Here is a 25559-nt window from a genome sequence, read left to right as displayed (position 1 = left end):
CTTCAGCGGCTATTGTCTGGAAAAACCATGGAGACTGTCAGCCCCGGGCAGGCGGTGTTGGAGGCGTCGGTGTCCGAAAGCTCCAGCGACCCGCCATGCAGTTCCATCACCGCCTCCACCAGCGACAGGCCAAGGCCCGTGCCGGGCTTGGAGCGGCTTTCATCCAGCCGCACGAAGCGTTTCAGCACCTCGCCGCGCTTGTCGGCAGGAATACCGGGACCATTATCGGCAACGGAAAGCAGGATTGCGCCAGGGGCCTTTGCCAGACGAACGACGAGTTTTTTGTCACCCTCGCCTTCGCAGGCATATTTCATGGCGTTGTCTATCAGGTTCGAAAGCGCCTGGCCGATCAATTCGCGGTTGCCCTTGACGATGAGGCCCTGTTCGATTTCGGTTTCCAGCGCGAGCCCCGCATCCTCGGCCACCGGCTCGTAGAGTTCGGCGCTGTCTTCGGCAATCGCCGAGACGTCCACTTCAGTCATTTCGGCGGCGATGGAACCGGCCTCGACACGGGAAATCATCAGCAGCGCATTGAAAGTGCGGATGAGCTGGTCGGACTCGGCGATAATGCCTTCAAGGGCTGCGCGGCGTTTCGTTTCATCATCATCGTCCAGTGCCGCGGCGGCCTTGTTGCGCAGGCGCGTCAGCGGCGTCTTCAGGTCATGGGCGATATTGTCGGAAACCTGCCGCAGGCCTTCATTCAGCTTCTCGATGCGGCCCAGCATGGCGTTAAGCGAGCCGGACAGCCTGTCGAACTCATCGCCGGAGCGGCCCTGCGGCAGACGCTGCGAAAGGTCGCCGGCCATGATCTTCTTGGTTGCCGCCGACATGCGGTCGATGCGTTTCAGTGCATTGCGGCCGATGCCGAACCAGATCAGCAGGGCGCCGCCGCTCATGATGGCGAGCGCCACCATCAGGGCATTACGCACCAGGGCGCGGAACTTGGTCGGCTCACCGAGGTCGCGGCCGATCAGGATGCGCAGCCCGTTGTCCAGAACGAAAACATTGGCCGTGGCAAGATGCTGCACGCTGTCGCCGCTCTCGGAATAACGCTCATAACGGAAGGGAAAGCCGGTCCAGCCTTCCTTGTCGAAAACACCGGGCTGCACGGAGGCGACGTTGCCGGCCAGAATTTCACCATTCGGCCCAGCGATGATGTAAAGGCTCGCTCCCGGCTGGCGGGCACGGCGCTCCATCATCCTCAGCAGCGGATTGATACCGCCGCGATTATAGATGCGCTGCACATCCGAGACTTCCTGCAGCACAGCGTCACGCGTCTGCTGGTTCAGCAGCCTTTCGGAAAGCGCAGTGACATAAAAAACAAGGAACGCCGCGCAGAGCGCAAACAGCAGGATATAGAGCGCCGAAAGGCGCACCGCTGTCGACCTGAACAATATTCTGAGGCGGGCCATTTTCGGCAATCAGCCCTCGTCCTTCATCATGTAGCCCGCACCGCGAATGGTCTTCAGCAGCGGCTTCTCGAAGTCCTTCTCGATCTTCGAGCGCAGGCGGGAAACATGCACGTCGATGACATTGGTCTGCGGATCGAAATGGTAATCCCAGACATTTTCGAGAAGCATCGTGCGGGTCACCACCTGACCGGCATTCTTCATCAGATACTCCAGCAGGCGAAATTCGCGCGGCTGAAGGAGGATTTCCTTGCCACCCCGGCGCACATCGTGGGACAGGCGGTCCAACTCGAGATCGCCGACGCGATAGATCATGTCCTGCTCGGGCTTGCCCTTGCGGCGGCCAAGCACTTCGATACGGGCGAGCAGTTCGGAGAAGGCATAGGGTTTCGGCAGATAATCGTCACCGCCGGCACGCAGGCCGGTCACGCGGTCATCCACCTGCCCCAGCGCCGAAAGGATAAGAACCGGCGTCTCGATGCCGCGGCGGCGCAGTTCGCTGATGACGGAAAGCCCGTCGCGGCGCGGCAACATCCGGTCGATCACCATGACGTCGTAGACATTCTCGCAGCCCATGAACAGGCCGCTTTCACCATCGCTGGCGTGGTCGGCGACGATCCCGGCTTCGCGGAACGCCTTGGTCATATAGGCCGCAGCCTCGAGGTCGTCTTCAATGACAAGAATCTTCATGTGCGGGACAATAGCGCCCTCGCCCTTTTCCGCACAACCGGAAACAGATGCGACAGACATTTCCTGAACCTTGTTTTCCATGAGGTTTCCTCCGCGATACTGCCCGGACCGGCGTTGCGGGTCCTTTCTTCTCCCCGCCGCGGAGAAGGTGGCCCGAAGGGTCGGATGAGGAGGCAAGCGCGCAGTCTATCGCTACCCTTGCCCCCTCATCCCGCCGCCGCGACCTTCTCCCCCTCGGGGAGAAGAAACAAGTGGCACGCGCTCACTCCATATGTTCTGCCTCGTCCTATAGGCGAGACACATTCCTTAGCGACGCCGGCTCCCGAAAGAACCGGCATCGCCTTTCAGCCTATCAACCCTGGTCGATATCCAGGGCGATGAAGCGGCTGCCGTCATCCGTCTGGATCTGGAACAGCGCCTTGGAGCGTCCGTCCTTTTTCGCCTGCTCGAGGATCTTCTCGATATCGGCGGCGGATGCGACCTGCTGGTTGTTGACCGAGGTGATCTTCTCACCCGTCTTCAGGCCACGGGCAGCGGCATCGCTGTCAGGGTCGACATCGGTGATGGCAAGCCCGTTGCCGTCATCGGCGGGGGCCACCGTCAGGCCGAGGCTGGACAGCACCTTCTCGCTGGAAGACTGACCGCCCTTGTCGTCGTTCTGGCTCGGGGTCGCCTTGGAGGCATCGTCGCTGGCGAGATCACCGAGCGTCACCGTGACCGACTGAGACTTGCCACCGCGCCACAGCGAGATTTCCACCTTGCTGTTCGGCGCCATGCCGCCGATGCGGCGTGACAGGTCGCGGGCATCCTTGACGGGTTCGCCGTTGACGGCGGTGATGATGTCACCCTGCTTGATGCCTGCCTTGTCGCCCGGCGAGCCGGACTGCGGCGAAACGACCAGAGCGCCCTTGGCTTCGGAAAGGCCGAGCGATTCGGCGATGTCCTTGCTGACGGGCTGGATCTGCACGCCGAGCCAGCCGCGCTCTACCTTGCCGTCCTTCTGCAGGTCGGCGATCACGTCCTTGGCGACCGATGCCGGAATGGCGAAGGCGATGCCGACATTGCCGCCCGAGGGCGAGAAGATGGCGGTGTTGATGCCAACCACTTCACCGTTGAGGTTGAAGGCGGGACCGCCCGAGTTGCCGCGGTTCACGGCGGCGTCGATCTGCAGGTAGTCGTCATAGGGGCCGGAGCCGATATCACGGCCACGGGCCGAGATAATGCCGGAAGTCACCGTGCCGCCAAGGCCGAAGGGGTTGCCAACGGCGACGACCCAGTCACCGACGCGGATCTTGCTGTCATCGGCAAACTGAACGTAGGTGAACTTGCGGTTCACATCGACCTTGAGGAGCGCCAGATCGGTGCGCGGATCGCGGCCGACGAGCTTGGCGTCGAGTTCGGTGCCGTCATTCATCACGATCGTATAGGCGGAGCCGTCATCGACGACGTGGTTGTTGGTGACGATGTAACCATCTTCGGAAATGAAGAAGCCGGAGCCCTGAGCGACGGGGCGCAGCGGACCCTTGCCGTCACGGTGGCGATTGGGGCCGCGGTCGGAGCGATCCTGGTTCGGGCCGCCGAATTCCTTGAAGAAGCGCTTGAGCGGATGGTCATCCGGAAGCTGGTCAAGGCCACGGCCACCGAAATTAAAGGAGAAATTGCTGGAATCATCGGAAGCGGGCTGCACGTTCGACTGAACGCGAACGGAGACGACGGCGGGCGACACCGCATCGACCACATTGGCGAAGCTCGGAACCTGCGGCGCAGTCACCTCGACGGGGGCGGCAAAAGAGTGGAGGATAGGTGCGGCAATGCCGGTGGAAAGCATCAGCGCCGCAAGGCCGCCAACCGTCGTGGCCTTCAGGGCTGTCTTCAGCGAGGAATGGCCGTTTTGCGAATGAGACATGGTGTACCTTCTTTCTTCATTCAGACTGGAACCCGTGTGACCGGGGAAGCGGTGGATGATGAAGATATAGGAGGCGACACCTTACGGCGAAGTGTCTGAGGAATGAAAAATCCGTAATGTTGAAAAAGAACCGTGGGAAAAAATGAAAAACAATTATTTTTCAATGAGGTTGCGAATTCTTTCTTCTTCATCCGCGCTCAGTTTTTGTGGCTGTTCAAGGGTGGCGCGGCGACGCGAAAAGACGAAGACGGCGAAAATTCCCACAAGCGTGAGGCCGATGGGTGCGCCCCACAAAAGCACGGTGCGCAGGCTGAGGCGCGGTTTGAGAAGCACGAATTCGCCATAGCGCGACACGACATAATCGATGACCGCCTTATCGCTGTCACCCTCGACCAGCCGTTCGCGCACCAGAACGCGCAGGTCACGCGCCAGTTCGGCGTTGCTGTCATCGATCGACTGGTTCTGGCATACCATGCAGCGAAGCTGAGACGTGAGGTTGCGAGCGCGCTGCTCCAGCGCGGGGTCCTTCAGCACCTCGTCCGGATTGAAGGCGGAAGCGGGAAATGCTGAGACAAGCACAGCGAAGAGAAGCAGAAAACCCGCCAGCATCCGAGGCAATCCCGAAAGAGTGCGGCGCATTTCTTCTCCCCGCCGGGGAGAAGGTGGCCCGAAGGGTCGGATGAGGGGGCCCACGCCAGCCATAACTCTCAGTGTATGCGGCTTCCCCCTCATCGCCTCGCTTTGCTCGGCACTTCTTCCCGTGGGGGAGAAGAAACCTGCCGCACGCTCCACACTCATTCCGCCGCCTCCGGCATTGCAGCCTGCGCCGGCTTCGCCTTGCGATTCGGCGCCCCCACTCTCAATCGCCTGTCCGAGAGAGAAATGAACCCGCCCGCCATCATGAACAGCGTGCCGCCCCAGATGCACAGGATGAAGGGTTTCCACCAGATGCGCACCACCATGCCGCCATCGGCCATGGGGTCACCAAGCGAGACATAGAGCTGGCTGAGACCGAAGGTCAGGATGCCGGCTTCCGTCGTCGGCATGCGCCGGGCCGTGTAAAGCCGCTTGGACGACCAGACATCCGCAACTTCCACGCCTGCCTTGCGCACGGTGAAATGGCCGCGATCCTCGGTGAAGTTCGGTCCGACGGCGTGGCGGATGCCGTCGAAGGTCAGGCTGTAGCCGCCCGCTTCCGCCGCCATGCCCTCTTTCATTTCCAGCACGGTCTCGGTCTCATAGGTGGTGACGATGACGATGCCGAGAACGGTGATTCCAAGACCCATATGCGCCAGCGCCGTGCCGAAGGCCGAGCGCGGCAGGCCTTTGAGGCGGCGAAACGCAATACCGAAAGCGAGCTTGCCGAAATTGGCGCGATACCAGAGATCGGCAAATGCGCCGAGGATCAGCCAGAAACCGGCAGCGATGCCGAGTGCGGCCAGTACCGGGCCGCCATTTTCAATGTACCAGAGCGTCAGTCCCGCCAGAGCGGCGAGCGCCGCCGCCACATAGAGCCGCTGGAATGCGCCCAGGAGATCGCCGCGTTTCCAGGCGAGCATCGGCCCAAACGGGGTGACGATCAGGATCGGGATCATCAGGAGGCCGAAGGTGAGATTGAAGAAAGGCGCGCCGACCGAGATTTTTTCGCCTGTCAGCGTTTCCAGAATGAGCGGATAGAGCGTGCCGATCAGCACGGTCGCGGTGGAGACCGTCAGGATCAGGTTGTTGAGAACCAGCGATCCCTCACGCGAAATCGGCGCAAATAGCCCGCCGGCTTTGAGCGACGGCGCACGCCATGCAAAGAGCGCGAAGGCGCCGCCGATGAAGACGGTCAGAATGCCGAGAATGAAGATGCCGCGGCTCGGATCGGTGGCGAAGGCATGCACGGAGGTGAGAACACCGGAGCGAACGAGGAAGGTGCCGAGCAGCGAGAGCGAAAAGGTCATGATCGCCAGAAGCACGGTCCAGATTTTCAGCGCCTCGCGCTTTTCCATGACCAGCGCCGAATGCAGCAGCGCGGTGCCGGCAAGCCACGGCATGAAGGAGGCGTTTTCCACCGGGTCCCAGAACCACCAGCCGCCCCAGCCGAGTTCGTAATAGGCCCAGTAGGAACCCATGGAGATGCCGGCGGTCAGGAAGGTCCAGGCGGCGAGCGTCCATGGCCGCACCCACCGCGCCCAGGCGGCATCGATACGGCCTTCCAGCAATGCGGCAACGGCGAAGGAGAAGCAGACGGAAAAGCCGACATAACCGAGGTAAAGCAGCGGCGGATGAATGGCGAGGCCGAAATCCTGAAGGATGGGGTTCAGATCCTGCCCTTCGGCCGGCACCGGCTCCAGCCGCAGAAACGGATTGGAGGTGAGCAGGATGAACAGCAGGAAGGCGACGGAAATCCATGCCTGCACGGCAAGAACATTGGCTTTGAGCGTTTCCGGCAGGTTGCGGCCGAAGGTGGCGACGAGCGCGCTGAAAAACACGAGGATGAGCAGCCAAAGCAGCATGGAGCCTTCGTGATTGCCCCATACACCGGTCAGCTTGTAGATCATCGGCATCAGCGAATGGGAGTTTTCCCAGACGTTGCGCACGGAAAAATCCGAGACGGCATAGGCCCGCGTCAGCGCCGCAAAGGACAAACCAACGAGCAGGAACATCAGCACCGAGCCGAGCGAAGCGATGTCCATTAGCGCCCGGTCGTTGCGGCGCGCGCCGATGACTGGCAGCGTGGACACGATCAGCCCCACGCCAAGCGCCAGGACCAGAACGTAATGGCCGATCTCGTTGATCATTTGGTTGCTCCGGTCTTGTCAGTCGAAGCCGTGCCGGCGGCCGGCGTTGCGGCCGCGGGTTTCTCTCCCTCTGCGCCTTGCTGCCACAGACCCTTGTCCTTCAGCCGGTCGGCAACTTCCTTCGGCATGTAGTTCTCGTCGTGTTTGGCAAGCACGCTGTCGGCCACGAAACCGTGGGTCGCGGCATCGAACATGCCTTCGGTCACCACGCCCTGCCCTTCGCGGAAGAGATCGGGCAGGATGCCGGTATAGCTGACCGGCACAGTCGCTTCGCCGTCCGTCACCGTGAAGCTCACCGTGCGGCCCTCGCCGCGCTTGATCGACCCTTCCGCCACCAGCCCGCCAAGGCGGATACGCGTGCCGGGGTTGACGGGCGTTTTTTCCAGATCGGCCGGCATGTAGAAATAGGCGATGGACTGGCCGAAGGCGAACATGACCAGCAGCACGGCCGCCACGATGAAGCTCATGCCGCCGCCGATGATCGCGAGTCGTTTCTGTTTGCGGGTCATTGTGTCACTCCCTGCGGCGCGGCATCCTGTTTCCCGTTCACACGGATCGGTCCGGCGGAAACGCCGAGTTCCTTCGCCAGCGCCAGAAGCTGCCTGCCCTGCTCACCCTCCGGCGGAAAAGCTTTCAGCCCCGCCCGCAGCGCCTCTCCGGCCTTGGCTTCGTTCTTCAGCACGGAATAGGCACGCACGAGCCGCATCCACCCTTCGAAATCGGCCGGGTTATCCTTCAGCTTGGCGTCGAGGCTCGCCACCATACCTTCAATCATCGCCTGCCGGTCGGTCGCCGTCATGTCTTTTGCCGCCGCCATGTCCTCGGTCGTCGGGCCGGGTGCGGCAGGTTTCGTTTCGCCGCCAGTCCGGGCAATATGCTCGCGCACCAGGGGCAGCCATGGCGCGCCAGCCGGGGCGTCTGCCGCCAGCTGAGTGAAGGCCGCGCGTGCTTCCTCCGCCTCGCCGGCCTGTTCCAGCGACAGCGCGAGATAGAAACGGGCACGCGGGTTGCCGGGTTTAAGCTTTTCCGCCTCGGCAAATGCATCCCGCGCCGCCTCGATGACGATACCGTCATTGCCGGCCACGAGCGTTTCGCCAAGGCCCGTCAATCGTTCGGCGCTCGGGCCCAGAATGCGAAGCGCATTGCGATAGGCGAGCTCGGCGTCGCCAAGCCGCTGCATCTTGAAATAGATCGGCGCCAGAATGTCCCAGCCCGCGCCATCATCCGGGTTCTGCGCCAGATGCCTTTCGGCCCTTGCGACCAGCAGATTCATGTCGTTGCCGGGCTTTTCAAGGCGTGCCTCGAGCGGCATGTCCGGCACCTCCGGACTGCCGTTCCAGATGTAAAGACAGAGACCCAGCGCCGGCAACAGAATGGTGATCAGGCTGGCGGCGAGATTGTGCCGGCGCGGCCGGGTTTCCTTGCCGGGTTGCTCTTCCGCTTCGGCGGCGGCAAGCAGACGGCGGCCGATTTCGGCGCGGGCATAATCCGCCTCGGTCTGCCCGATCAGGCCGGCGGCGCGCTCGCGGTCCAGTTCGGCCAGCTGGTCACGATAAACGGCAACCTCACCGTCACGGCGCGTCTGCGGCGCCTCGGTCTTCCGCATCAGCGGGTACATCAGGACGATGGCAACAGCCGCCGTCAATATCGCAACGACAATCCAGAACATAAGGCTCAATTACTCGAATGCGCGGCACATGGAAACATGAAGCGCAGGGATGACGCGAATTTGAGACATCACGCCGCACCGCAGGCCGTTCCCCCGGCTGCACCGCCATGCCTCTCTTGTCATCGCAAAGGGCCCGTGACCTTGATTTGCGTCAAACCGGTTATGTCAGCGGCGACCAGCTTCCATCGGCATTGCGGCAGGCTGCGCCACGCGCCCGGGTTTCGCGTCCGTCTACCGTCAGGGTGTGCGAATATTGCCGGCAGTTCTGGTTGCCAACCTGATAGGGCGCATTGGCGACCACCTGGCCCCTGGCGTCATCGCCCGTCCAGGTGACAGGCGTGCCGACCGGGGCCGTTTCCAGCGCCTTATATTCGGCCTCCAGCGCCTTTGTCTGGTCACCCCTGTCAAGCTGCACGCCGCTTCGCCCGACAATGCCGCCTTCCAGATTGGCAAGGAAGGGCGTGGAGGGCTGTGACGAACGGCCGAAAAGACCGCCGCCTGCCGGGCGGGTGCCGGTGGTGGTGCAGGCGCTCAGCATGGAAACGCACAGGATCGAGAGAAGTGCCGGGCGTGACACCAGCGAACGCATCGTCACGGAGCGGCAGCCATCATACACGTCAACCAAACCCTGTCCTCTTTCCTACCGCATTGCATCAATATACCAGCGTTGAATTTCTTGCCTTTTTTCTCGGCTCACGCAAGCTCTTTCGAAAGGCCGGGCAAAATCAGATCTGCCTTCAACCCGCCGATGGCGCTGCGCGACAGCGAAAAGCGGCCATGGTACTCTGACACCACCTCTGAAACGATCGACAATCCGAGGCCCGTGCCGGGGCGGCTCTCATCCAATCGCCGCCCACGCTTCATCGCTTCGCTGATCTGTTCCGGCTCAAGTCCCGGCCCATCATCCTCCACCGTCAGCTCCACCCAGGCGCGACGGGCGATTTCGGCGTCGGAGGATGGGTGCGTACCGGTCGCCAGCGTAATGACCACACGCGTCTGTGCAAAACGCGCGGCATTTTCGAGAAGATTGCCGACGACCTCTTCCAGATCCTGCTGCTCCATGCCGAGTACCGCGCCCGGTTGCTCGAAATTCAGCACGAACTGCTTGTCGGGGTTCAGGCGGCGCATGACGCGCACCAGCCGTTCCAGCGCCGGTTCGGCCTCCACGCGGGCAAGGATGGAGCCGCGCTGGGCGGCGATGCGGGCGCGGGAGAGATAGGATTGCACCTGCGCCTGCATGGCGTCCGCCTGCGCCCGCACCAGATCGCCGTGCTGCGGATCGAGCGTGCGGGCTTCGTTCAGGAGAACGGCAATCGGCGTCTTCAGTGAATGGGCGAGATTGCCGACCTGCATGCGCGCGCGCTCCACAAGCCTTCGGTTGCTATCGATCAGTGCGTTGACCTCGTTGGCGAGCGGCTGAATTTCGCGCGGGAATTCGCCTTCGAGGCTTACCGCCTCTCCGCCCCTGATCTTGCCAAGTGCGACGCGAGCCTGATCGAGCGGCCGCAGACTGTAGAGAATGGCAAGACCATTGACGACAAGACTTCCGACACCAAAAACGGCAAGCGCCAGATAGAGGCTGTTGGAGAAGTCCCGCACATCGTCTTCCACGACGTTCAGATTGCCGGAGACACGGAAACGCGCTGCACGCCCCTCGCCATCCAGCACGACTTCGGTTTCCGCCACCCGCACCTGATTGCCGGCCTCGTCGGTGACGGCATAAAAGCGCTCGTAGCGGTTGTCGAAGGGGGCGTCGAGAATGCTCGGCACCGGAAGGGTGGAAACGCCGAGCGAGGAAGAGACCAGCGGCGCGGTCTGGAAATTTCCGAGCGGCTCGACAACCCAGTACCAGCCGGTATCGGGCTGCGAAAAGCGCAGATCGCCAAGCTGCGGGCTGCCGGCCAACGTATTTTCGTTGGAAATCGTCACGGAATTGATGACGTTATAGAGCTGTGCCCTGAGAAGATCGGTGAAGCTGCGCTCCACGCCCTGGCGGTAAAGCGTCGAGATCACGACGGCGATCACCACCAGCGCCAGCACCGACCAGAGCGAGGCGAGCAGCAGGACGCGGGCGGTGAGAGAATTACTTCGCATCTGCCGGCGCTTGCATCCGGTAACCGAGACCACGGATCGTCTCGATCAGATCAACCCCGAGCTTCTTGCGAAGACGTCCGACAAATACCTCGATCGTGTTGGAATCGCGGTCGAAATCCTGATCGTACATATGCTCGACCAGCTCCGTGCGCGATACGACCTCACCCATGTGATGCATGAGATAGGACAGGAGCCGGAACTCGTGCGAGGTGAGTTTCAGCGTCGTGCCGTTGACGGTCGCCTTGGAGGACTTTGTGTCGAGCCGGACCGGGCCGCAGACGAGTTCGGAAGAAGCGTGGCCGGCCGCGCGGCGGATGAGCGCGCGCACGCGGGCAAGAACTTCCTCGACATGGAAAGGCTTCGTCACATAGTCATCGGCGCCGGCGTCGATGCCCGCCACCTTGTCGCTCCAGCGGTCGCGGGCGGTCAGGATGAGAACAGGCATGGCCTTTCCGGCCGCGCGCCATTTTTCGACGACGGTGATGCCATCGAGTTGCGGCAGGCCGATATCAAGAACGATGGCGTCATAGGGCTCGGTGTCACCGAGATAATGGCCTTCCTCGCCGTCGAATGCCTGATCGACGACATAACCGGCCTCCTTGAGAGCATCGGTCAGCTGACGATTGAGATTGGCATCGTCCTCAACAACGAGAATACGCATTGTCCGCCCTTTCCTGTTCCCGGCCCGCGTGCGTGGCCGGTCATGCTAGATGTCTCGGATCGTTTTCCGATATTTCGGCGATGCGGGCAAGCTACATCGGCACGCGCATCGTCACCTTGCGCGGGCGCTCGCCATTTCCCTGGACGAGAACGGTGACGACACAGGACTGACCGTCGCCGGAAGGATAGACAGAAAGAAGCTGGCCGCCGGTTTCGCGTACAACGCGGGCCACGGCCGCGCCGCAGTCGCTGGCAGCGAGAATGTAGTGGCCCTGCAAATCAGCCTCGGGCGCCGTGAAACCGGAAAGCCCGGCTGCAAGCGTCGCGATGATGAGAGGTGATGCCATTCTACAAACTTCCACAAAAAAAACGGGTGCGTCTTGAACCGTATTGTGACCGAATATGTAGCGCAAAGCGTCTGAATGGCAAATGAATGCCGCCCCCGCAGCGGGAAGACGGAACGGGAGCGGCGCTTGCGCGGGCTGCGTCAGCGGATCGCACGGGTCGCCGAAAGGCGGCCGTAAAGCGCGATGAGACCGCCAATTCCGCCGGCCACGGTCATCAGGCCGTCGGCCAGCTCACCGTGAAGTCCGGCGGGCAGATCAAAGCCGGCAATGGTGAAAAGCGGGGCGAAGACCGCAATCAGCGCGCCCCATATCGTGCGGGATTGATACCACGGTTTGGTACTGTCCATCTTGTCGTCCTTTGCTTTGTTTTCAGGCATTTATGAAAGCGGGAGAACGGCCTGTGCCGCCACTCCCAGGGGCACCGCGCGGCCGAGCTGGCGGACTCGCACGGAAATGTGATCCCGCAGCGCCGGAAAATCTGTGAGTTCGGCTGTTGCTGGATAAAACCAGAGGGGTTCCGAGACGTCGGCGGTACGCCGCACCTCGTCGCCGTCCAGCACCTCCACCCGATAACGTTCGAAAGCTTCATCCAGCGGAATCTCGCTTGCGTCCCAGCCATCGGCGTCCATCCGCCCCCGGCGTTTCCAGCTGATGAGAACGCCATCCGTTTTTCGCAGGCCGGCAAGATGCACCGGCGCAAGCGGCGTCAGCGCCCGAAATCCGATCTCGACGGAGAAAGGCCCGACCGGCGCACCGGCCTGTTCCGCTGCCTCGACAATCCAGTTCATTCGCCGGCCACGCTCTCCGGCGAGCAGACCGAGCGGCTGTACCGCGGTATCCAGAACAACCACGGGCGCCCCTGCCGGCGCACCGGTGGCCAACGCGTCTTCCGTGCCGGCAAGGCCGCGCAGGAGAACAGAAAGCCGCCAGCGCGACCGCGCGGTTTCCTCTGCCTTCGCGAAAGCGACGATTTCCCAGACACCATTCGCCGCCCTCACGGCGATGCGGTTCTCGCCGTTCAGCACCGAAAGCGGTTCGGCCGATGCAACTTCGCCGAAAGGCAGATCGAGCACGATGGTATTTGCACGGTCGAAGCGACCGGAGGGTCCAGGCTTCAGCGGCATTGCCAGCGTTGCGATCCTGGCCGGACGGTCGAGCACGACGCGCTGGCCGTATCCTTCCGTGCCTGATGAGGCCGAGACGACGATGTGCCGCCAGGGTTTCGCAAAGGCGGCAACTCGCGCCGACTGCTCGGCCGCCGCACCGTCCTGATACGGCAGATCGAGAAACAGCACTTCCGGCGCGAAACCCTCGCTGCCGCTTGCGCCATGGGCACGTCGCTCATCCGCCACACCGGCAAAAGTTGACAAGGCCGGAAAAAAGGCCCGCGCCTCCACCTGCCGCACTGCGCCATCCTCGATACGGCTGACCATGAACCGACCTGCGGGCGCCTGCGGAAAGGCGTTCGTGGAGAGACGGATGCAGTCGCCCGGTTCCAGCGCAATCTGCCCCGGCGGCAGGGCAAAACGCAGGCTGCGCCGTGCCTGGCGGCTGTCGCGCAAGGCCGCCTCGATCGCCGCTTGCGCCGTTTCCGAAGATAGAGCGGCGTTGAGATCGAGGCGCATGACACGGCTGCCGGCATTCTCCACGCGCCGCGAACGCACGCTCGCCTGCTCGTAGTCCAGAGCCGGGTTGAACGAGGTCAGAACGGCTTCCGCGGGGAAATCGCTGTCGTGGCCGCGATTTTCCGACCACAGCGGTTCACCCTCCAGATCGGCGAGAATGGAAATATCCCGAACGGGCGTGACAGCTCCGTTGCGGGAGCGGAAACGCAGGGTGCCGGCATCCTCCACCACATCCAGCTGAAATGCCGCGATCAGCGGCTCCAGCAGGCTGCGGGCCGAAGTTACCTCGCCTTGCACATAACCGATCAGATCGCCGCTGATGGCGGAGACGTCGAAAGCGGAAAAGCCGTGATCCGTCAAAATGGCGGCGACGGTGTCGGCAAGCGTCGCCGTTCCCAGCCGGCCGTTAAGCCAGTGGCCCGTGCGCCAGTAGTTTTCACTTATTGATCTAATAGGTGTGATGTGGTTCAAAGTGTAGAAGAGCTGGTAGGCATGGCTTTTTAAGCCATACGAGGTCGAAGTATGCGCACTCCTATAAGAGCGGCACCTAATCGCATACCGAGTTGGTCAAATCTCGAAAAACTTTACGGCGTAACATTTTGCGCTGATGCTCGGACTGTTGCATCCGACGTGGCAGATTCCCGTTTCAGGAGATTCCTGACTTGGGCGGGGACAGCGCCCGCTGAACTGCGGGATCCGTTCATCTCCCTAATTCGCTATGGTCGATATCCGGAAAACTCACCTGACGCAGCGACATCTCAGCTTTCTATGACTATCTCGCGGTACTTAGAATCGAACGCTGCTTACTTCGGAAAAGACTGGCCGAGGCGAACTCAGGTTCACATTAGCGAGGTTTTTACAGCCCTCGGAAATTTGCCGGACCGGCCCTATCCTCAGTTTCACAGAAAGATAATGCCAACACCTAACGCACCCCCACAGGTCGGGATATCGTTGGGAGATTTGGACCTTCAAAAACTTCGAGGGGTACCAGCGGCCAAGCGAGATGAGGCCGCTTTACAGTTGCTCCGTGACGACGCGCTCTTGGTTTTCCAGAAATGGGAGTCGGTGTTTAAAATCGGGCAGACCATTCTTCGAGACGAGCAAACGCCTAGAGCGATAGGCAAATCGTGGAGCCTTGTTCGAAACCTGCTTTTTTCACTGAAACGAGAGATTGATTGCGGTGCAGCACCAACTCACCGACATCCTCACCACGGCTTGCACTTTCCCGCTGTCTGGCGGGAAGCTGGATTCCCGGTTGTGACAAACGATAGAGCCTTTACCACCAAAGAGCTTTATCAACACGCATATGGTTGCCTCGGCGCGAGCGTACCGTGCACAATCGCGGTCAAGATACTTTTCTGCATAGCAACCGGCTGGAACAAGGAGCAAATCGATCTGCTTCCTGCGGAGCCATACGCGTTTAGAACTGGCAGCAAAAGCGCAATGGGTGACCAAGCATTTCTTGCAGCGTTCAAAAATCGCGCGGACCATTACGTGGCCGCCCATTTGGAACGAGGCTTCAGGCGTTTTGACCTTGACCAAGACAAATTGGATTTCTTGTGGGAAGCGCAAATATCAGATGAGCAAACTTCTGAAAGCGCAAATTCCTGTGTGATCGAAGATAATACGACTCTTGCCATTTTCGACCGATATCAAGAATTAGTAGCTCCTTTGCGCAGATTTGACTTGGGGCGTATCCAGGACCGTTTCTTTTTAGCGATTTCGCAGAGTGGGATAACTTCAGCGGAGGGAGATATTGCTGGCTATAAGCTAGGCGAAAGCTTGAGCACCAAAGGCATAGGCTATCAGACCATCAGACAGTCATATATCAACTCCAAGAGGCGGAGCCTCCGGTCCGTCAGTCTAGCCAGCTACGCCTCAAACCACTCTTCGTCGCGTACAATCTTAACTCACTACGACGACAAGGTGCAGCAACAAGAGCTAAACGAGGCACAAGCATTCTGGCAAAACTGCATCCAAGCTGAGTTGGTCGCAAAATCACCTGAACTCGCAGTTAAATTTCGTGTACCGGCTGGTGACCTAGAATGGTTTTCATACATGTCAGTCGTGTCTGGGATCTCAGCTTCGCTAACCATCGCCCGCAAATCTCAGACGGTTACCGACACAGAATACCTTACCTTTGAGCCTTCTTTAGAACGGCTGATAGAAATATATTGTATAAAACTCTCTTTGATAAAATCGAGGAAATTTATCGGCCCGCAGCGCTGGCAAGTCCAGGGCGTTCCTCTACTGGCATCCATAAAAGCGATCAGGAAGCACGCGTTCGACAGCGGATTTGGTGACGTTTATCGAGAAGGGGTAAGGCAAACGCGCTGCAAACTCAAAAGCGGCGCGATTTTGCTTCCTCGAATCTTGGATATATTCCGATGAGCGCCTTTGATTTGAATTTTTTTATCCGCGTCTATGAGGATGCGCTGTCCCGGACATTGATTCCAAGCTGCATTGTCGGGACGTCGTCGGAGACAATGTACTTTGAAGGTAATGCTGCGGCTGGCAGAAGGGACCTGTTGCAGGTGAATTGGCTGGTACGGGATGCCGACCCACTTTTAGTTCGTGGAGCCGAAATTCCAGTCAGCTTTTCGGACTCCCTCGCCTTCATCCTAGACCGCACTTATGAGTCGGAGTATCTCACAGCGCTCAGGCGCCGGTTTTTTTGTTTAGAGGTACTTTCCGGGACAGGAATGATGAGGAAGGCGTCTCCGAAGAGCGCTCTTCGAAGAATGGATCGCGTCGATGACCTCCTACGGTGGTGCAACGCCAACGCTGTGCAAAGTTTCGCAGCCTTAACGACAAATCACTTCGATCAGTTCGCACACGACGTCAGGTCTGGCGACATTGTCGACTTTCTCCCGGTAATATCGTGGCTTGATGAACTTCTTGAACTTCCGGGTTTTGAGCTACCGAAACTCACACACGGGCGTAAATTTCGCCTTCAATGGGCAAAAATCGCGTCAATCCTAGGTGTCACAGCGAAATCACTCGCTCATTCCTCGCGCTTTGAAAATGCATTCAAAAAGCGTTTCCCGTTGTTCATGGAAAAAGAGGGTATCGATCCGGAGATTGTCGCGATACGGGTTAACGACCTTCGCCATACTAACGGGCCGGCAAATTCTGGTGACAGGTTTCGGGGATGGGAGACACTAGACAGGCTTACTGTTAAGAATATTCTTCTCGAACCGGGACTGAATTTCCACCCGGAATTCCCGGTGTTCAAATTTAGCAGCAAGGGAAAACGAACGTCCGCGTTATACCCGCACGACATGATGCGTCTACTTTCCGCTGCCGCCCAGTGGGTGATTACTTTCAGCCCGTATATCTTGAGAGCGCTCGAGCTTCGGTCAAAGTCGGTAAGTAACGCTAAGGACTACGCGTCCCGCATCGCTTCGTTACATCGACAGCTAGACATCGACTGGCCGGAAGAGTTGCCAAAACTCAGCCTAGTACTCAGTTCTAAGATTGACGTTGGTGAACGCTTGCCTCTTAGCACTGCAGTGTCCATGCTGTACGTCGCTTGTGCAATGGTCATCGGTATCTTTACGGCCAGGCGCCGTGGTGAAGTAGAATCGCTGACCGCTAATTGTCTTTCGACCGGTCCGACTGGGCTTATGTTCTCTATCTATATCGAGAAAACTATCCGCGCGGTCGACGCGATCCCCGTCCCTGATGCTGTACGATGCGCGATCGAACTACTTGAGAAGCTATCTGAACCTGTCCGAATGGCGTCTAACAGCCCCTTCCTTTTCAGATTTAAGAGCGACATGGGCGACGGCAAGACCATGCTCGTGGATACTAGATTTGCCAACCGTCTCGTTGAATTCACGACCATTGCGGGCGTCCCTCCTCCTGCTGACAGCCATGTGTGGCAGTTGAATTTCCATATGTACCGAAAAGGCTTTGTCATAAGTTTCTATCACGGCAATCTCTGGCGGTCGTTCGATGCAACAAGCTGGATGCTTAGGCATAGCTCGGCCGATATGACCGGCATCTACATGGATGACGATGAAAACGGTGCCGTTCTTTGGCTCAGGACTGAAGTGCAGCGGCGCACGGCCAAGACAATTGCCGAAATGTCCGAACAGGAACGAAAATATTTGGAAGACGCGCAAACGGCGCTCAAAGACCGAGACGAACTCTCAAATCTCTGGAACGAAGTCAGGCAAGAGTTTTTCGTCAAAACGATGATGGACATTTACGACGGCTTCGAAAAACCCATCGGTAGAGGCGCAGCTCGCTTGCTCGACGCCCTCTCTGACATGGAAAGTACCGCATATGCACGAATCCGGATGTCGGCCATTCCTACTAATGGCGAAGAAGGGGCGCGCGCCGACGTCATCGCTCAAGTCACCAAGTTCGTCGCATCCAATTTCTTAGAGCCGGTACCGGGCGTACCCGTGTATTGCAACTTCAAGCGCGGCTCCGCCGTAGACGCGGCGGCAGCGAACTGTCTTGCTGCATCTTCCCTACACCCCCAGAACAAGGGGCACGAGAGCACGCATCAGGAAAAAAAGCCGAACTACGCCTTTAGTGGAGCCCATCCATGCATTGGCTGTCCCCTCGCGATTCTTTTGAGCGCAAACCAGGCTGAAGTAAAAATCAAGATCGAGGAGATGCAAAGCGAGGTCAAATTTGCTGCGACACCTGGTCTCGCAGCAGGGGCAAGCAAGATCGTTGACGATATTCTTACGTCCTTGAAGCAAGCGGAGGCAGCCGTCGATGGCAAGCAGCGTTATAATTAAAAGGTACGAATTCATACCATATCCGACCGGTGAGCGCTGGGATCGCGATATGACGGAGGATGAGTTCGACACCCTAAGCGGCCCTGAGAAAAAGCAACGGTGCTTAGTATCGCTGACCCGCAAAGTTGCGCTGGCTCAATCTGCGGCCGAGAACCCTGGCAAACTTCCGAATAACCTGTCCATACCACCTGACCGCAAGCGACTTCGGGAGTGGTACGCCCCCTCGCTTGGACTATGGACATGGTCATACGTAAAACTAGACTACGAACACGGTGTCAACAAAGACCTTATTACAGCTTTCTACCAAGCATTGTCAGACATCAATGATCTTACATCGACTAATAACTCACAACTCAAGCGCCAGATAAAGGAGCAGAGCCTTATCATCGAGCGGCTCGAATTACGAACCGTACACTTGCTTCAGCGGATCAGCCGGATCCATGTCGCGTTGAAAGAAGCTGGCTTCCGTGATGAAGACATACGTAACCTCTGACTTCAAGCTCACGTTTGCTGATGAGAATCTCAATTGGGCATCCGCTCCGCGACCTGGTCTTCCCATACTAAGGTGGCCTGACCGAACGATATGCGAGCCAGCCATGTACTATTTTGGCTACTCTGCCGAAAACAAGCGGGTCAAGATAAGCTCTATGAAGCCAGAGGCCTATGCTCTCCGGGAGTGGCTTACCTTCCTCGCAAATAACGGACTTTGTCTCTTCGACGTAAGCGACGATATACTAGAAAGATGGCGGACCAGCCAAGGGTGGGTTGTAATAGAGAAGAACGGACGGCGAAAAATCCATCCGGCTCAACGGGCGACTAATCATCGAATATCGAAAAAAATTCATTGCGTTTTCGAGTTTTACCGGGTCATTCACAGGGCAATGCCTTTCGGAGCAGACGGCGATAAGACACCAAATTTTGTGAGCCCTTCAGGTAATACCCCTTTATCCAGTAAAACCGCGTGGAATGGCCGGCTGAAGAGAGAATACCCTGTTTGGAGTAGAGCCGAAGGTTTCAAGCCATCTCCCAAGGCGCCTCGCTCTCCACAGGAAAGCGAAGTTTTGAGACTGTATTCTTTTCTCCGCGGTAAGGCCTTCAGAACGCAACAGAAGCTCAAACTTTCCTCCCCACCAGAACACGAAAAGCAGGTCGCTGATCGCAACTGGCTGATCGCTCGCACAATGGCTTTAGGAGGTCTGCGATGCGACGAAGTAGGAAATGTCAACGTTGACCAAATTGCTCATGCTCTTCTTGAAAACGGCATCACCAGAGAGTTGATCGACCTTGATAGCATCGCTGATGTCAGGCCACTTCAACAGTCGATAGTTGGCAAAGTCCTTTCTTTAAAGAAAGGTACAGAATATGCATTCATGCGCGTGCTCGTAAAGGGCAAGGGTGACAAGGAAAGGTGGGCGCCTTTTGATCCGCAACTGGTGTGCGATATCTTAGAGAACGGTATTTGGGGTATTCGCGCGAGCTATCTAAAACAACATGAGGCTTCCCGCGCGGGTCTCGAACCAAGCCGGCATCTCTTTCTGTCCGAGAAAAAATCAGGTGAACGCTTAACGGCCAAAGCAATCGGCGACATTATTGGCGCTGGATTTAGATGCCTCGGGATCAAAAGCAGCGCACACAAGCTCAGGGCTTACTACGCCACGAATACTGCTGCGTCATTGTGGCGCGAGTACTTTTCAAATAACCGATATAATTTCGACGCCTCTCTAGTAAACAATGTCCTTCAAAATTTGGCTAGCGCCCTTGGGCACAACAATGTGACTACTTCGATTAAATACTACGTAAACGCGCCTCTATTTAAGCACTTGACGAAAGTTGGCACTCCAGAAGCGGAATTATTCCGAAAGCTCTACGACATTCTAATTCTTAAAACGAACAGTCTTAGTGTAATGCGACAGGGGCTTCTCCTTGAAACTGCAGAACTCCTTGTCAAGCATCAGGATAACTCGATGGTTGTCAAAGCACTCCAATTGCTTCTCAACCATCCGGATATCAGTCCAAAACAAAAATCATCAGGCCCAACCCTCGTAGCTGACAGCACAGACTGAGCCATCGGAGTTACCCAAGGCGTGCTGTGACAGAGATGCGAAAAACTCAGCGGTATTTTCTGCAATTATTCATGATATCAGACATTTAATCTGGCTGCGGTTCGGACGCAATTGATAAGAACGTTAGCCGCCATCGATCAAGCGTGGCATCCTCGCCACTGCGGCGTCCGCGCCTTTCAATAATGTCTTCGACATAATCGGGTATATGTTCTGACACCAGCGGCACGTGGTCGAGTGAGACGAATTCGTCCTCTTCTTGACGAGATTTCGTTTCAGATACAACACCTCGAGCAGCCATGTCGGATATCAACAAAACGCGCCTTCGGACAGTATGCGGATCAGGCGGCATTGGAACGCCCACACTCGGGCGACCGCCGATTTGTTGTACCAAGAACACCGTTGGTGATGTTCCGAGATATGCCGCAGGTGAAAGCGGTAGTGTGACAGGCGGGCAAAACAACAGCGAAAGCGGATTTAGGACCGGCGCGATCGCCTTTAGGCTTCTGTTGCGAGTACGGAGCCGCTGCCCGTTTGCAGTCCTAACCAAGTGCTCTATGAAGAAGCCGTCTGCTATGTTGACACCTTGGATATTCATAACGCCGGCTTTCTGCGCCAGCGATATTGTCGAACTCGGATGATAAAAGAGGTACAGAGGGTAGCTGGACGTTCCTGACGTCCGAGCAGCGTTGCACAGGGTGTGTGCTTGCGGCTTCGATCCGGACACGTGATACAATTCGCGGTAGTTGTGGCGCGACCAGACTGTGCCCGTACCATAGGCCTGTTTCGCCTGAACGAGAATCTGGAAGAACGTTCGCGACCGGCGGTCGACAAAGTTCCATTCCATGTCGGCGCCTGTCGCTGGCTCGTCCGGAAATTCCACGATGAGCTTGCCTCCCGAAGCGGCCATAAGGTTGCCCATCATGAGATCGGTGATTGTCTCTTCACGAAAGCGGCGCCGGAGGCTGCGTCCCTGATCAAGGAATGCCGCCACGAATTCTGGAAACGTTGTCGAAAAATTGCAGAGCATTCAACTACACGAGGCTTTCTATAGGGATTGGATTTGCAATCAGGTCATCGAGAAGAAAGCGCACTTGGCTCTCTAAATCCTCTAGGTCTTAGGAGCGGAATTGCCGAATTGGCCATCGCAGGCGCGCTGCTCGGAAAACCTTGTGCTTGCTACCAAAGATTCCGACATCATAGGGCGTCTTCGCCGATGATGTTCTCCATGGCAAAAAAGCCTTTAGCAGCGACCGCATCGCGTGCAGCCGAGACATCCGGAACGAACAGAACGACCGCCAGGTCCTGAACCGCGCGGGAGCAGCAGACATAGAACAGGCGCCGTGTTCGACTGACGACCGAGTCCTTCCCATCGGCGATGTTCGCCTTGTCCGTTGGCGATAGCTCCGTGATACCAAAGTACTTGCCATAGGAAAACAAGGTCTGGCCTCTGCCTTCTTCGTCATCCAACAGCACCATGACCCTATCGAACTCTGCTCCTTTGACGCCCTGCTGCGTCGCAAACGGTGACAAGTCCTCGATATATTTCTTGTATTCCCAAAGCTGTATCGCAGGACTTTCAAGGAATGCAGCAAGTGCCGGCCGCTCCGGGTCCATCTCATCCTGCGGTGCTGCGGGAACGGCGAGATGCCGTGACAGTCTTTCATCTGCGACCATCAATGTGGCCGCGATCGCGAACGTGATCACCTGCCTCACAGTGGTCGCAGGATTTGAAAGAAGCCTGTTGAGTTCGATCGTCGCCGCCTGAAGCCCCACCAAAATATTTGCGACGTCCTGAAGGCCGGCCGGATTGGAAAGCGGACCTCGATCGCGAAGAACCGCCACCACTTCGAAATCGTCTTCAGCCCGAACGGCAGCCGCCAGCGGAAGAAGGTACGTCATGAACGGTCGAAGGGGCCAGGCGGTGCCATCGACGACGCCGTCTTTAAGGCTCTCGGGGGCGTCGTCGTTGAGAGCTGCGTATAGATCTGGGAATCCAAGCCGCGAGGCAGCCATCCGATGAACGACGACGAGCATTCGGACGTCTGCAGCCTCGGCATCACTCTCCCAGAGCGGGTCGTCATTGTTCCGGCTTAAATATCGTCGCACTTGGCCCACACGTTCCGTCCGCTTCCCGTCAGCCGGCAGTAGGAATAATCTAGCAGTTCCCTCGACGGGTACATCTCGTCCATCCTGACGTATTGTGCGGCCCCGTATCTGTTCCAATCGATCGTCTTCGGCTCGGATGTTATTGATAACCCTCAGAACACTCTGCGGGCACCGGAAATTCTCAGGCTTCTTCAACTCACGCCAGCCTTCCTCAAGGGCGATAGCTCCCGCGCCGGCGGTGTAGATCTTCTGCATGGGGTCCCCGAAGAAGCCCAGGCAGAAGTCATGACCTACAGTCCTAGCCACCATGCGAAGCGCTTCGATGAAAGCCGGGGTGGTATCCTGGCTTTCGTCCACGAACAGGACCGGATACCGGGCTGCAAGGAGATCCCGCAGAAGCTGCTTCTCCTGAAGCAGCGCTGGCACCAGCTTCAGAATATCGGAATGCCCCAGAATCCCGTGCGAGTAGTCACTGCCGGTTCCATAGGTGAACCTTTCGAGCCCGGCCACGATTTCCTTTTGGTGGTTGTACCTGACCAGCGATGCTTCGATCTTGGGCCGTGACGCCGCTCTTGTCCTGGGATTGTCGAGCCGCGCAGATTCCTCCAGAATTTTCTCGCCAATGCGGGTGATCACCCAATCCCGGATGTCTGTCTGGAAAGGTTGGATCAAGGACCAGAGGAAGCTATGGATGGTGGAGACATGGCACAGGGCGTCATCGCCTACATCGCCCCGTATCTCGGTCACGGCTACGTCCGTATACGTGATGCACGCGACCTGCTGCCCTCGCATCAGCAGCTCCCGCCCTCGTGTCCGCGTGAGGTGGGAAAGCGCCTTGATCAAGGACGTTGTTTTGCCAGAACCTGCTCCAGCCACGACGACAAAGTTTTCCGGCGGACGCTGGTCAAGCAGCTCTTTCAGATCGACATCGGCTTGTGTATCGGGCTTACCTAACCGGCTGGTCATCCAAATAAGCCCTCGAGTGCAGCGTGCCTCCCTGCGACGTCGTCCGCCATCACAACTTCGTCCGGGGGTGTCACCTCAGCCTCGAGCCAGCGCAAGCCGTCCGCGATATAGCGAGGCACGACCCAGGCTGCCGGCTCCTGTTCGAGCAGCGCAAGAGCGAAGTCTGTCTTGTGGAAGTTCGCGCCGGCCACCTTCCGGTGAACCCTCGCAGCGACTTCCGCCAGACCAAGCTTCGTGGCGCCGCGTACGCGAAGTTTGAGGCTCTTTCGCCTGATATCTTGGCACCAAATTAGGTTCTCAAGTGCGAATGCCTCCTCCAGCGTCCGGCCGGCGAGCACTGCGTTTTCAGTCTTCCAGACAACGTCCACCGCCGTCTGATAGGACACGCGAACAAGCGCGCCGCGAGCATGCACTCGCTGTTGGATGCGGTCAGCCTCCTCGCAAGCCAGGAGATCGGAAATCGCTCGTCGACGAGGCAGCCAACGGACAAGCGTCTGGTTCGAGGTCACGGCGCCGTCGATAGACACCATGCATGCCGTGCCTGGCTTGGGCTCGTCGTCCCCGTCGTCCGGGTCTTCGTCATGATCCTCGTTGTCGGCAGGCGCCTCGTCGGCTACGAGTCCTTCCTCATCGTTGCCAACCAGGTCCTCGTCGACGTCGGCCGCCACATCGCCGGCGCTCGGCAGGACGCTGTCGATGTCAGTAATGATGAGCGTCGTAATCCCAAGAAATTCGATCAGCGTCTTGAAACGATGCCCGAATGCACCGCCGATTTCGAGCACGCTGAGATAGGCCGAGCGAAGCCTCGGCGCTGCAGACGCAATCATCTGCGGCAATAGAAGGCGCTCGACGTTGCCTTCGACCAATACCGCGGCGTCGGCGAAGAACAGGTCGCAATGGGTCAGCTTGAGGTATCGCTCTAGGAAATTCCGTGTCGGTGCAGAAGTAGTATGATAGAAAGAAGACAGGTTTAGAACATCGGACGATTGCGACGCGGCACCGGCAACTCTCCGGAAATAGCGGATCGGTCTGAACCCCCGTTCGTAGAGAATGTGCGACGAATGCGTCGAGATCACGAGCTGGCTCGTGTAGTGCTGCGCGTCGGCACCTTCAATCCGGAGAATGTCCAGCACCTTGCGGACGAAAACCTGCTGAAGCTGGACGTGCAGGTGGGCTTCAGGTTCCTCGATGAAGACCAGGTGCAGAGGCGGCCGGCTCTCCTCGACCTCCAGCCACCTTGCATGAAGGTCCAGCAGTTCCACTACCATGTAGATCAGGTTCTTGAAGCCGAGACCGTTGTATCGGTCCGGCAGCGTCGGCAGGACGCCGTTCTGGTCGACGTCACCTAGCGCGTAGTGGACCCTCGTACCATCCTGTGAGCTCAAGATCGTCGCAGGATTTAACGCGGTCTTGATAAGCAGGCGCGGGTTGCCAAGCCCTGGATATCCGAGCTCCGACAGCCGGTCGAGTGTCGGGCCGAAGACCCGGCTGAGGTGGTCGTTCAGCATCGCTTCGGAATCTGCCAGGGCCTGCTGGGCGCCGAAGTCGGCAGATCGCTGTTCAAGATTGCGCTGATAGAACCGCCCGAGCACACGAGAAAGCTCCTCGGCGCGGGTGCCTCCGGATGAGTCGGACAGGTGACGTTGGGCGTGGAGGAAATCGACCTTAACAAGGCTGGCCAGAATATCCTTCCCACCGCGGCCCTTGTCTGGCGAGATCAGCCGAGGGACATATCCGCCCAGCTCGCGCAGCTCAGCGTCGAAACGAGAGCGATCGAGCACGTAGTACCGAAGCTCGAATCCTTGTCGAAGTCGAATCCCGCTCTCGTCACGAAGGTAGTCGCAGAGGGTTCTAGGTGACGGATGGTAGTCGGGTGCTCCATCGACACCAGCCCGCACGTTCGCCCGCGCGATGGCATTCGCAGCCCGGAAGGATTCGAGAAGCACGGAAGGGTCAGAGGCGCCGTACTCTACTCGGATCCCTACGGTACTTCCCGTGAAAGCCAGGCTCGGAAGCAGGTCCACGATACGATGCAGGTTCGCTGGCTCGACGTTGAACCAGATGTCCATGGAGATCACCGGCAGGGTCGCACCATCTATTCCAGCTCCGAAGCTGTCGATTGCCTCCCAGCAATCGGAGCTGAAGTCATGGATCGAAAAGCGATCTCTCGAGGCCGAAGTGAAAAGCTGCAGCGCATGCGTTGCTGACGTCTTGCCGCTGTTGTTGGCGCCCACGAAGATCGAGATATCAGATGCCAAGTCGATGAGGACATCCTTGAGACGACGGAAATTGCGGATTCGAATGGATTCGATATGCATTATGCTATCCGGACTAAGTGCTCTCAAAGATTGCATCTAAACACCGCAGCAGCGATTCGTCATTCTATTCCGTCGCTTTCGAGCGGACGTCTGGCACTACAGACAGCCGTTGTGCGCCGGCATGCCGTTGCAAGTCTATGAGGACGGCGACGAAAAGCGCGAG

At 58.4% G+C, this 25559-nt stretch carries 19 protein-coding genes and 1 pseudogene; 4 read left to right on the top strand and 16 right to left on the bottom strand.

Going from position 1 to position 25559, the window contains the following annotated elements; translation table 11 throughout:
• Positions 1 to 2: 2 nt before the first annotated feature.
• The 13 genes and pseudogenes from EGT36_RS11635 to EGT36_RS11575 form a co-directional block, all read right to left on the bottom strand.
• Entirely contained in the window at positions 3 to 1412 is a 1410-nt protein-coding gene (locus EGT36_RS11635) for a sensor histidine kinase (protein WP_037091522.1), read from the bottom strand.
• Positions 1413 to 1421: 9 nt separating this feature from the next.
• Positions 1422 to 2180, bottom strand: coding sequence for a response regulator transcription factor (locus EGT36_RS11630; protein WP_004440811.1), 759 nt, complete (start codon positions 2178 to 2180; stop codon positions 1422 to 1424).
• Between the two features lie 271 nt (positions 2181 to 2451).
• The gene (locus EGT36_RS11625; protein WP_022555870.1) at positions 2452 to 4005 is read right to left on the bottom strand and encodes a Do family serine endopeptidase; all 1554 of its coding nucleotides are present in this window, start codon (positions 4003 to 4005) and stop codon (positions 2452 to 2454) included.
• 153 nt (positions 4006 to 4158) lie between these two features.
• On the bottom strand, positions 4159 to 4614 hold the full coding sequence (locus EGT36_RS11620) for a cytochrome c-type biogenesis protein (protein WP_037091525.1): 456 nt from the start codon (positions 4612 to 4614) through the stop codon (positions 4159 to 4161).
• 185 nt (positions 4615 to 4799) lie between these two features.
• Positions 4800 to 6791: a heme lyase CcmF/NrfE family subunit gene (locus EGT36_RS11615; protein ID WP_037091527.1), complete on the bottom strand. Its 1992-nt coding sequence runs from the start codon at positions 6789 to 6791 to the stop codon at positions 4800 to 4802.
• The gene (ccmE, locus tag EGT36_RS11610; RefSeq protein ID WP_004440798.1) at positions 6788 to 7300 is read right to left on the bottom strand and encodes a cytochrome c maturation protein CcmE; all 513 of its coding nucleotides are present in this window, start codon (positions 7298 to 7300) and stop codon (positions 6788 to 6790) included. The genes EGT36_RS11615 and ccmE overlap by 4 nt, the downstream gene beginning before the upstream one ends.
• Positions 7297 to 8460, bottom strand: coding sequence for a c-type cytochrome biogenesis protein CcmI (gene ccmI / locus EGT36_RS11605; RefSeq protein WP_037091530.1), 1164 nt, complete (start codon positions 8458 to 8460; stop codon positions 7297 to 7299). Before ccmI ends, ccmE begins: the two co-directional genes overlap by 4 nt.
• Before the next feature lie 160 nt (positions 8461 to 8620).
• Positions 8621 to 9049 carry an RT0821/Lpp0805 family surface protein gene (locus tag EGT36_RS11600; protein WP_037091716.1) on the bottom strand — a complete coding sequence of 143 codons (429 nt, stop codon included), beginning with the start codon at positions 9047 to 9049 and terminating at the stop codon, positions 8621 to 8623.
• 104 nt (positions 9050 to 9153) lie between these two features.
• Positions 9154 to 10554, bottom strand: a complete 1401-nt coding sequence (locus tag EGT36_RS11595; RefSeq protein ID WP_125270431.1) for an ATP-binding protein — start codon at positions 10552 to 10554, stop codon at positions 9154 to 9156.
• Positions 10544 to 11215 carry a response regulator transcription factor gene (locus EGT36_RS11590; protein WP_003509815.1) on the bottom strand — a complete coding sequence of 224 codons (672 nt, stop codon included), beginning with the start codon at positions 11213 to 11215 and terminating at the stop codon, positions 10544 to 10546. The genes EGT36_RS11595 and EGT36_RS11590 overlap by 11 nt, the downstream gene beginning before the upstream one ends.
• Positions 11216 to 11306: 91 nt before the next feature.
• Complete coding sequence (locus tag EGT36_RS11585; RefSeq protein ID WP_003497070.1) at positions 11307 to 11561, bottom strand: hypothetical protein; 255 nt, start codon at positions 11559 to 11561, stop codon at positions 11307 to 11309.
• A gap of 140 nt (positions 11562 to 11701) precedes the next feature.
• On the bottom strand, positions 11702 to 11908 hold the full coding sequence (locus EGT36_RS11580) for a hypothetical protein (protein WP_004440775.1): 207 nt from the start codon (positions 11906 to 11908) through the stop codon (positions 11702 to 11704).
• Positions 11909 to 11938: 30 nt separating this feature from the next.
• Positions 11939 to 13615, bottom strand: a pseudogene (locus EGT36_RS11575) (phage tail protein); the annotation flags it as partial.
• Between the two features lie 531 nt (positions 13616 to 14146).
• On the opposite strand from EGT36_RS11575, the gene EGT36_RS11570 reads away from it, so the two are divergent.
• From EGT36_RS11570 to EGT36_RS11555, 4 genes are all read left to right on the top strand, one after another.
• Positions 14147 to 15577, top strand: a complete 1431-nt coding sequence (locus EGT36_RS11570; protein WP_125270429.1) for a hypothetical protein — start codon at positions 14147 to 14149, stop codon at positions 15575 to 15577.
• Positions 15574 to 17943, top strand: a complete 2370-nt coding sequence (locus EGT36_RS11565) for a hypothetical protein (protein ID WP_125270428.1) — start codon at positions 15574 to 15576, stop codon at positions 17941 to 17943. The genes EGT36_RS11570 and EGT36_RS11565 overlap by 4 nt, the downstream gene beginning before the upstream one ends.
• 49 nt (positions 17944 to 17992) lie before the next feature.
• On the top strand, positions 17993 to 18436 hold the full coding sequence (locus tag EGT36_RS11560; protein WP_099057173.1) for a hypothetical protein: 444 nt from the start codon (positions 17993 to 17995) through the stop codon (positions 18434 to 18436).
• Positions 18437 to 18539: 103 nt separating this feature from the next.
• Entirely contained in the window at positions 18540 to 20006 is a 1467-nt protein-coding gene (locus EGT36_RS11555) for a site-specific integrase (protein ID WP_125270427.1), read from the top strand.
• An 85-nt stretch (positions 20007 to 20091) separates the two neighbouring features.
• Here EGT36_RS11555 and EGT36_RS11550 read toward each other — a convergent pair whose 3' ends face one another.
• The 3 genes from EGT36_RS11550 to EGT36_RS11540 form a co-directional block, all read right to left on the bottom strand.
• On the bottom strand, positions 20092 to 21033 hold the full coding sequence (locus tag EGT36_RS11550; protein ID WP_099057171.1) for a DUF6615 family protein: 942 nt from the start codon (positions 21031 to 21033) through the stop codon (positions 20092 to 20094).
• A gap of 167 nt (positions 21034 to 21200) precedes the next feature.
• Positions 21201 to 23078, bottom strand: a complete 1878-nt coding sequence (locus EGT36_RS11545; protein WP_125270426.1) for a UvrD-helicase domain-containing protein — start codon at positions 23076 to 23078, stop codon at positions 21201 to 21203.
• Positions 23075 to 25396 carry an ATP-dependent nuclease gene (locus EGT36_RS11540; protein WP_125270425.1) on the bottom strand — a complete coding sequence of 774 codons (2322 nt, stop codon included), beginning with the start codon at positions 25394 to 25396 and terminating at the stop codon, positions 23075 to 23077. The genes EGT36_RS11545 and EGT36_RS11540 overlap by 4 nt, the downstream gene beginning before the upstream one ends.
• Positions 25397 to 25559 lie beyond the last annotated feature (163 nt).

Source organism: Agrobacterium sp. FDAARGOS_525 (assembly GCF_003938925.1).
Classification (GTDB): domain Bacteria; phylum Pseudomonadota; class Alphaproteobacteria; order Rhizobiales; family Rhizobiaceae; genus Agrobacterium; species Agrobacterium pusense.
Note: the sequence above shows the minus strand (reverse complement) of the source record. Positions and strands in the feature narration are given on the sequence as shown.

Bases quoted from the DNA above. Each gene is read 5' to 3' on its own strand.
- ccmE (WP_004440798.1), bottom strand. From the start codon at position 7,300: ATGACCCGCAAACAGAAACGACTCGCGATCATCGGCGGCGGCATGAGC.
- EGT36_RS11585 (WP_003497070.1), bottom strand. From the start codon at position 11,561: ATGGCATCACCTCTCATCATCGCGACGCTTGCAGCCGGGCTTTCCGGT.
- EGT36_RS11620 (WP_037091525.1), bottom strand. From the start codon at position 4,614: ATGCTGGCGGGTTTTCTGCTTCTCTTCGCTGTGCTTGTCTCAGCATTT.
- EGT36_RS11580 (WP_004440775.1), bottom strand. From the start codon at position 11,908: ATGGACAGTACCAAACCGTGGTATCAATCCCGCACGATATGGGGCGCG.
- EGT36_RS11625 (WP_022555870.1), bottom strand. From the start codon at position 4,005: ATGTCTCATTCGCAAAACGGCCATTCCTCGCTGAAGACAGCCCTGAAG.
- EGT36_RS11555 (WP_125270427.1), top strand. From the start codon at position 18,540: ATGTACTATTTTGGCTACTCTGCCGAAAACAAGCGGGTCAAGATAAGC.
- EGT36_RS11630 (WP_004440811.1), bottom strand. From the start codon at position 2,180: ATGGAAAACAAGGTTCAGGAAATGTCTGTCGCATCTGTTTCCGGTTGT.
- EGT36_RS11540 (WP_125270425.1), bottom strand. From the start codon at position 25,396: ATGCATATCGAATCCATTCGAATCCGCAATTTCCGTCGTCTCAAGGAT.
- EGT36_RS11565 (WP_125270428.1), top strand. From the start codon at position 15,574: ATGAGCGCCTTTGATTTGAATTTTTTTATCCGCGTCTATGAGGATGCG.
- EGT36_RS11635 (WP_037091522.1), bottom strand. From the start codon at position 1,412: ATGGCCCGCCTCAGAATATTGTTCAGGTCGACAGCGGTGCGCCTTTCG.
- EGT36_RS11545 (WP_125270426.1), bottom strand. From the start codon at position 23,078: ATGACCAGCCGGTTAGGTAAGCCCGATACACAAGCCGATGTCGATCTG.
- ccmI (WP_037091530.1), bottom strand. From the start codon at position 8,460: ATGTTCTGGATTGTCGTTGCGATATTGACGGCGGCTGTTGCCATCGTC.
- EGT36_RS11600 (WP_037091716.1), bottom strand. From the start codon at position 9,049: ATGCGTTCGCTGGTGTCACGCCCGGCACTTCTCTCGATCCTGTGCGTT.
- EGT36_RS11550 (WP_099057171.1), bottom strand. From the start codon at position 21,033: ATGCTCTGCAATTTTTCGACAACGTTTCCAGAATTCGTGGCGGCATTC.
- EGT36_RS11560 (WP_099057173.1), top strand. From the start codon at position 17,993: ATGACGGAGGATGAGTTCGACACCCTAAGCGGCCCTGAGAAAAAGCAA.
- EGT36_RS11615 (WP_037091527.1), bottom strand. From the start codon at position 6,791: ATGATCAACGAGATCGGCCATTACGTTCTGGTCCTGGCGCTTGGCGTG.
- EGT36_RS11590 (WP_003509815.1), bottom strand. From the start codon at position 11,215: ATGCGTATTCTCGTTGTTGAGGACGATGCCAATCTCAATCGTCAGCTG.
- EGT36_RS11595 (WP_125270431.1), bottom strand. From the start codon at position 10,554: ATGCGAAGTAATTCTCTCACCGCCCGCGTCCTGCTGCTCGCCTCGCTC.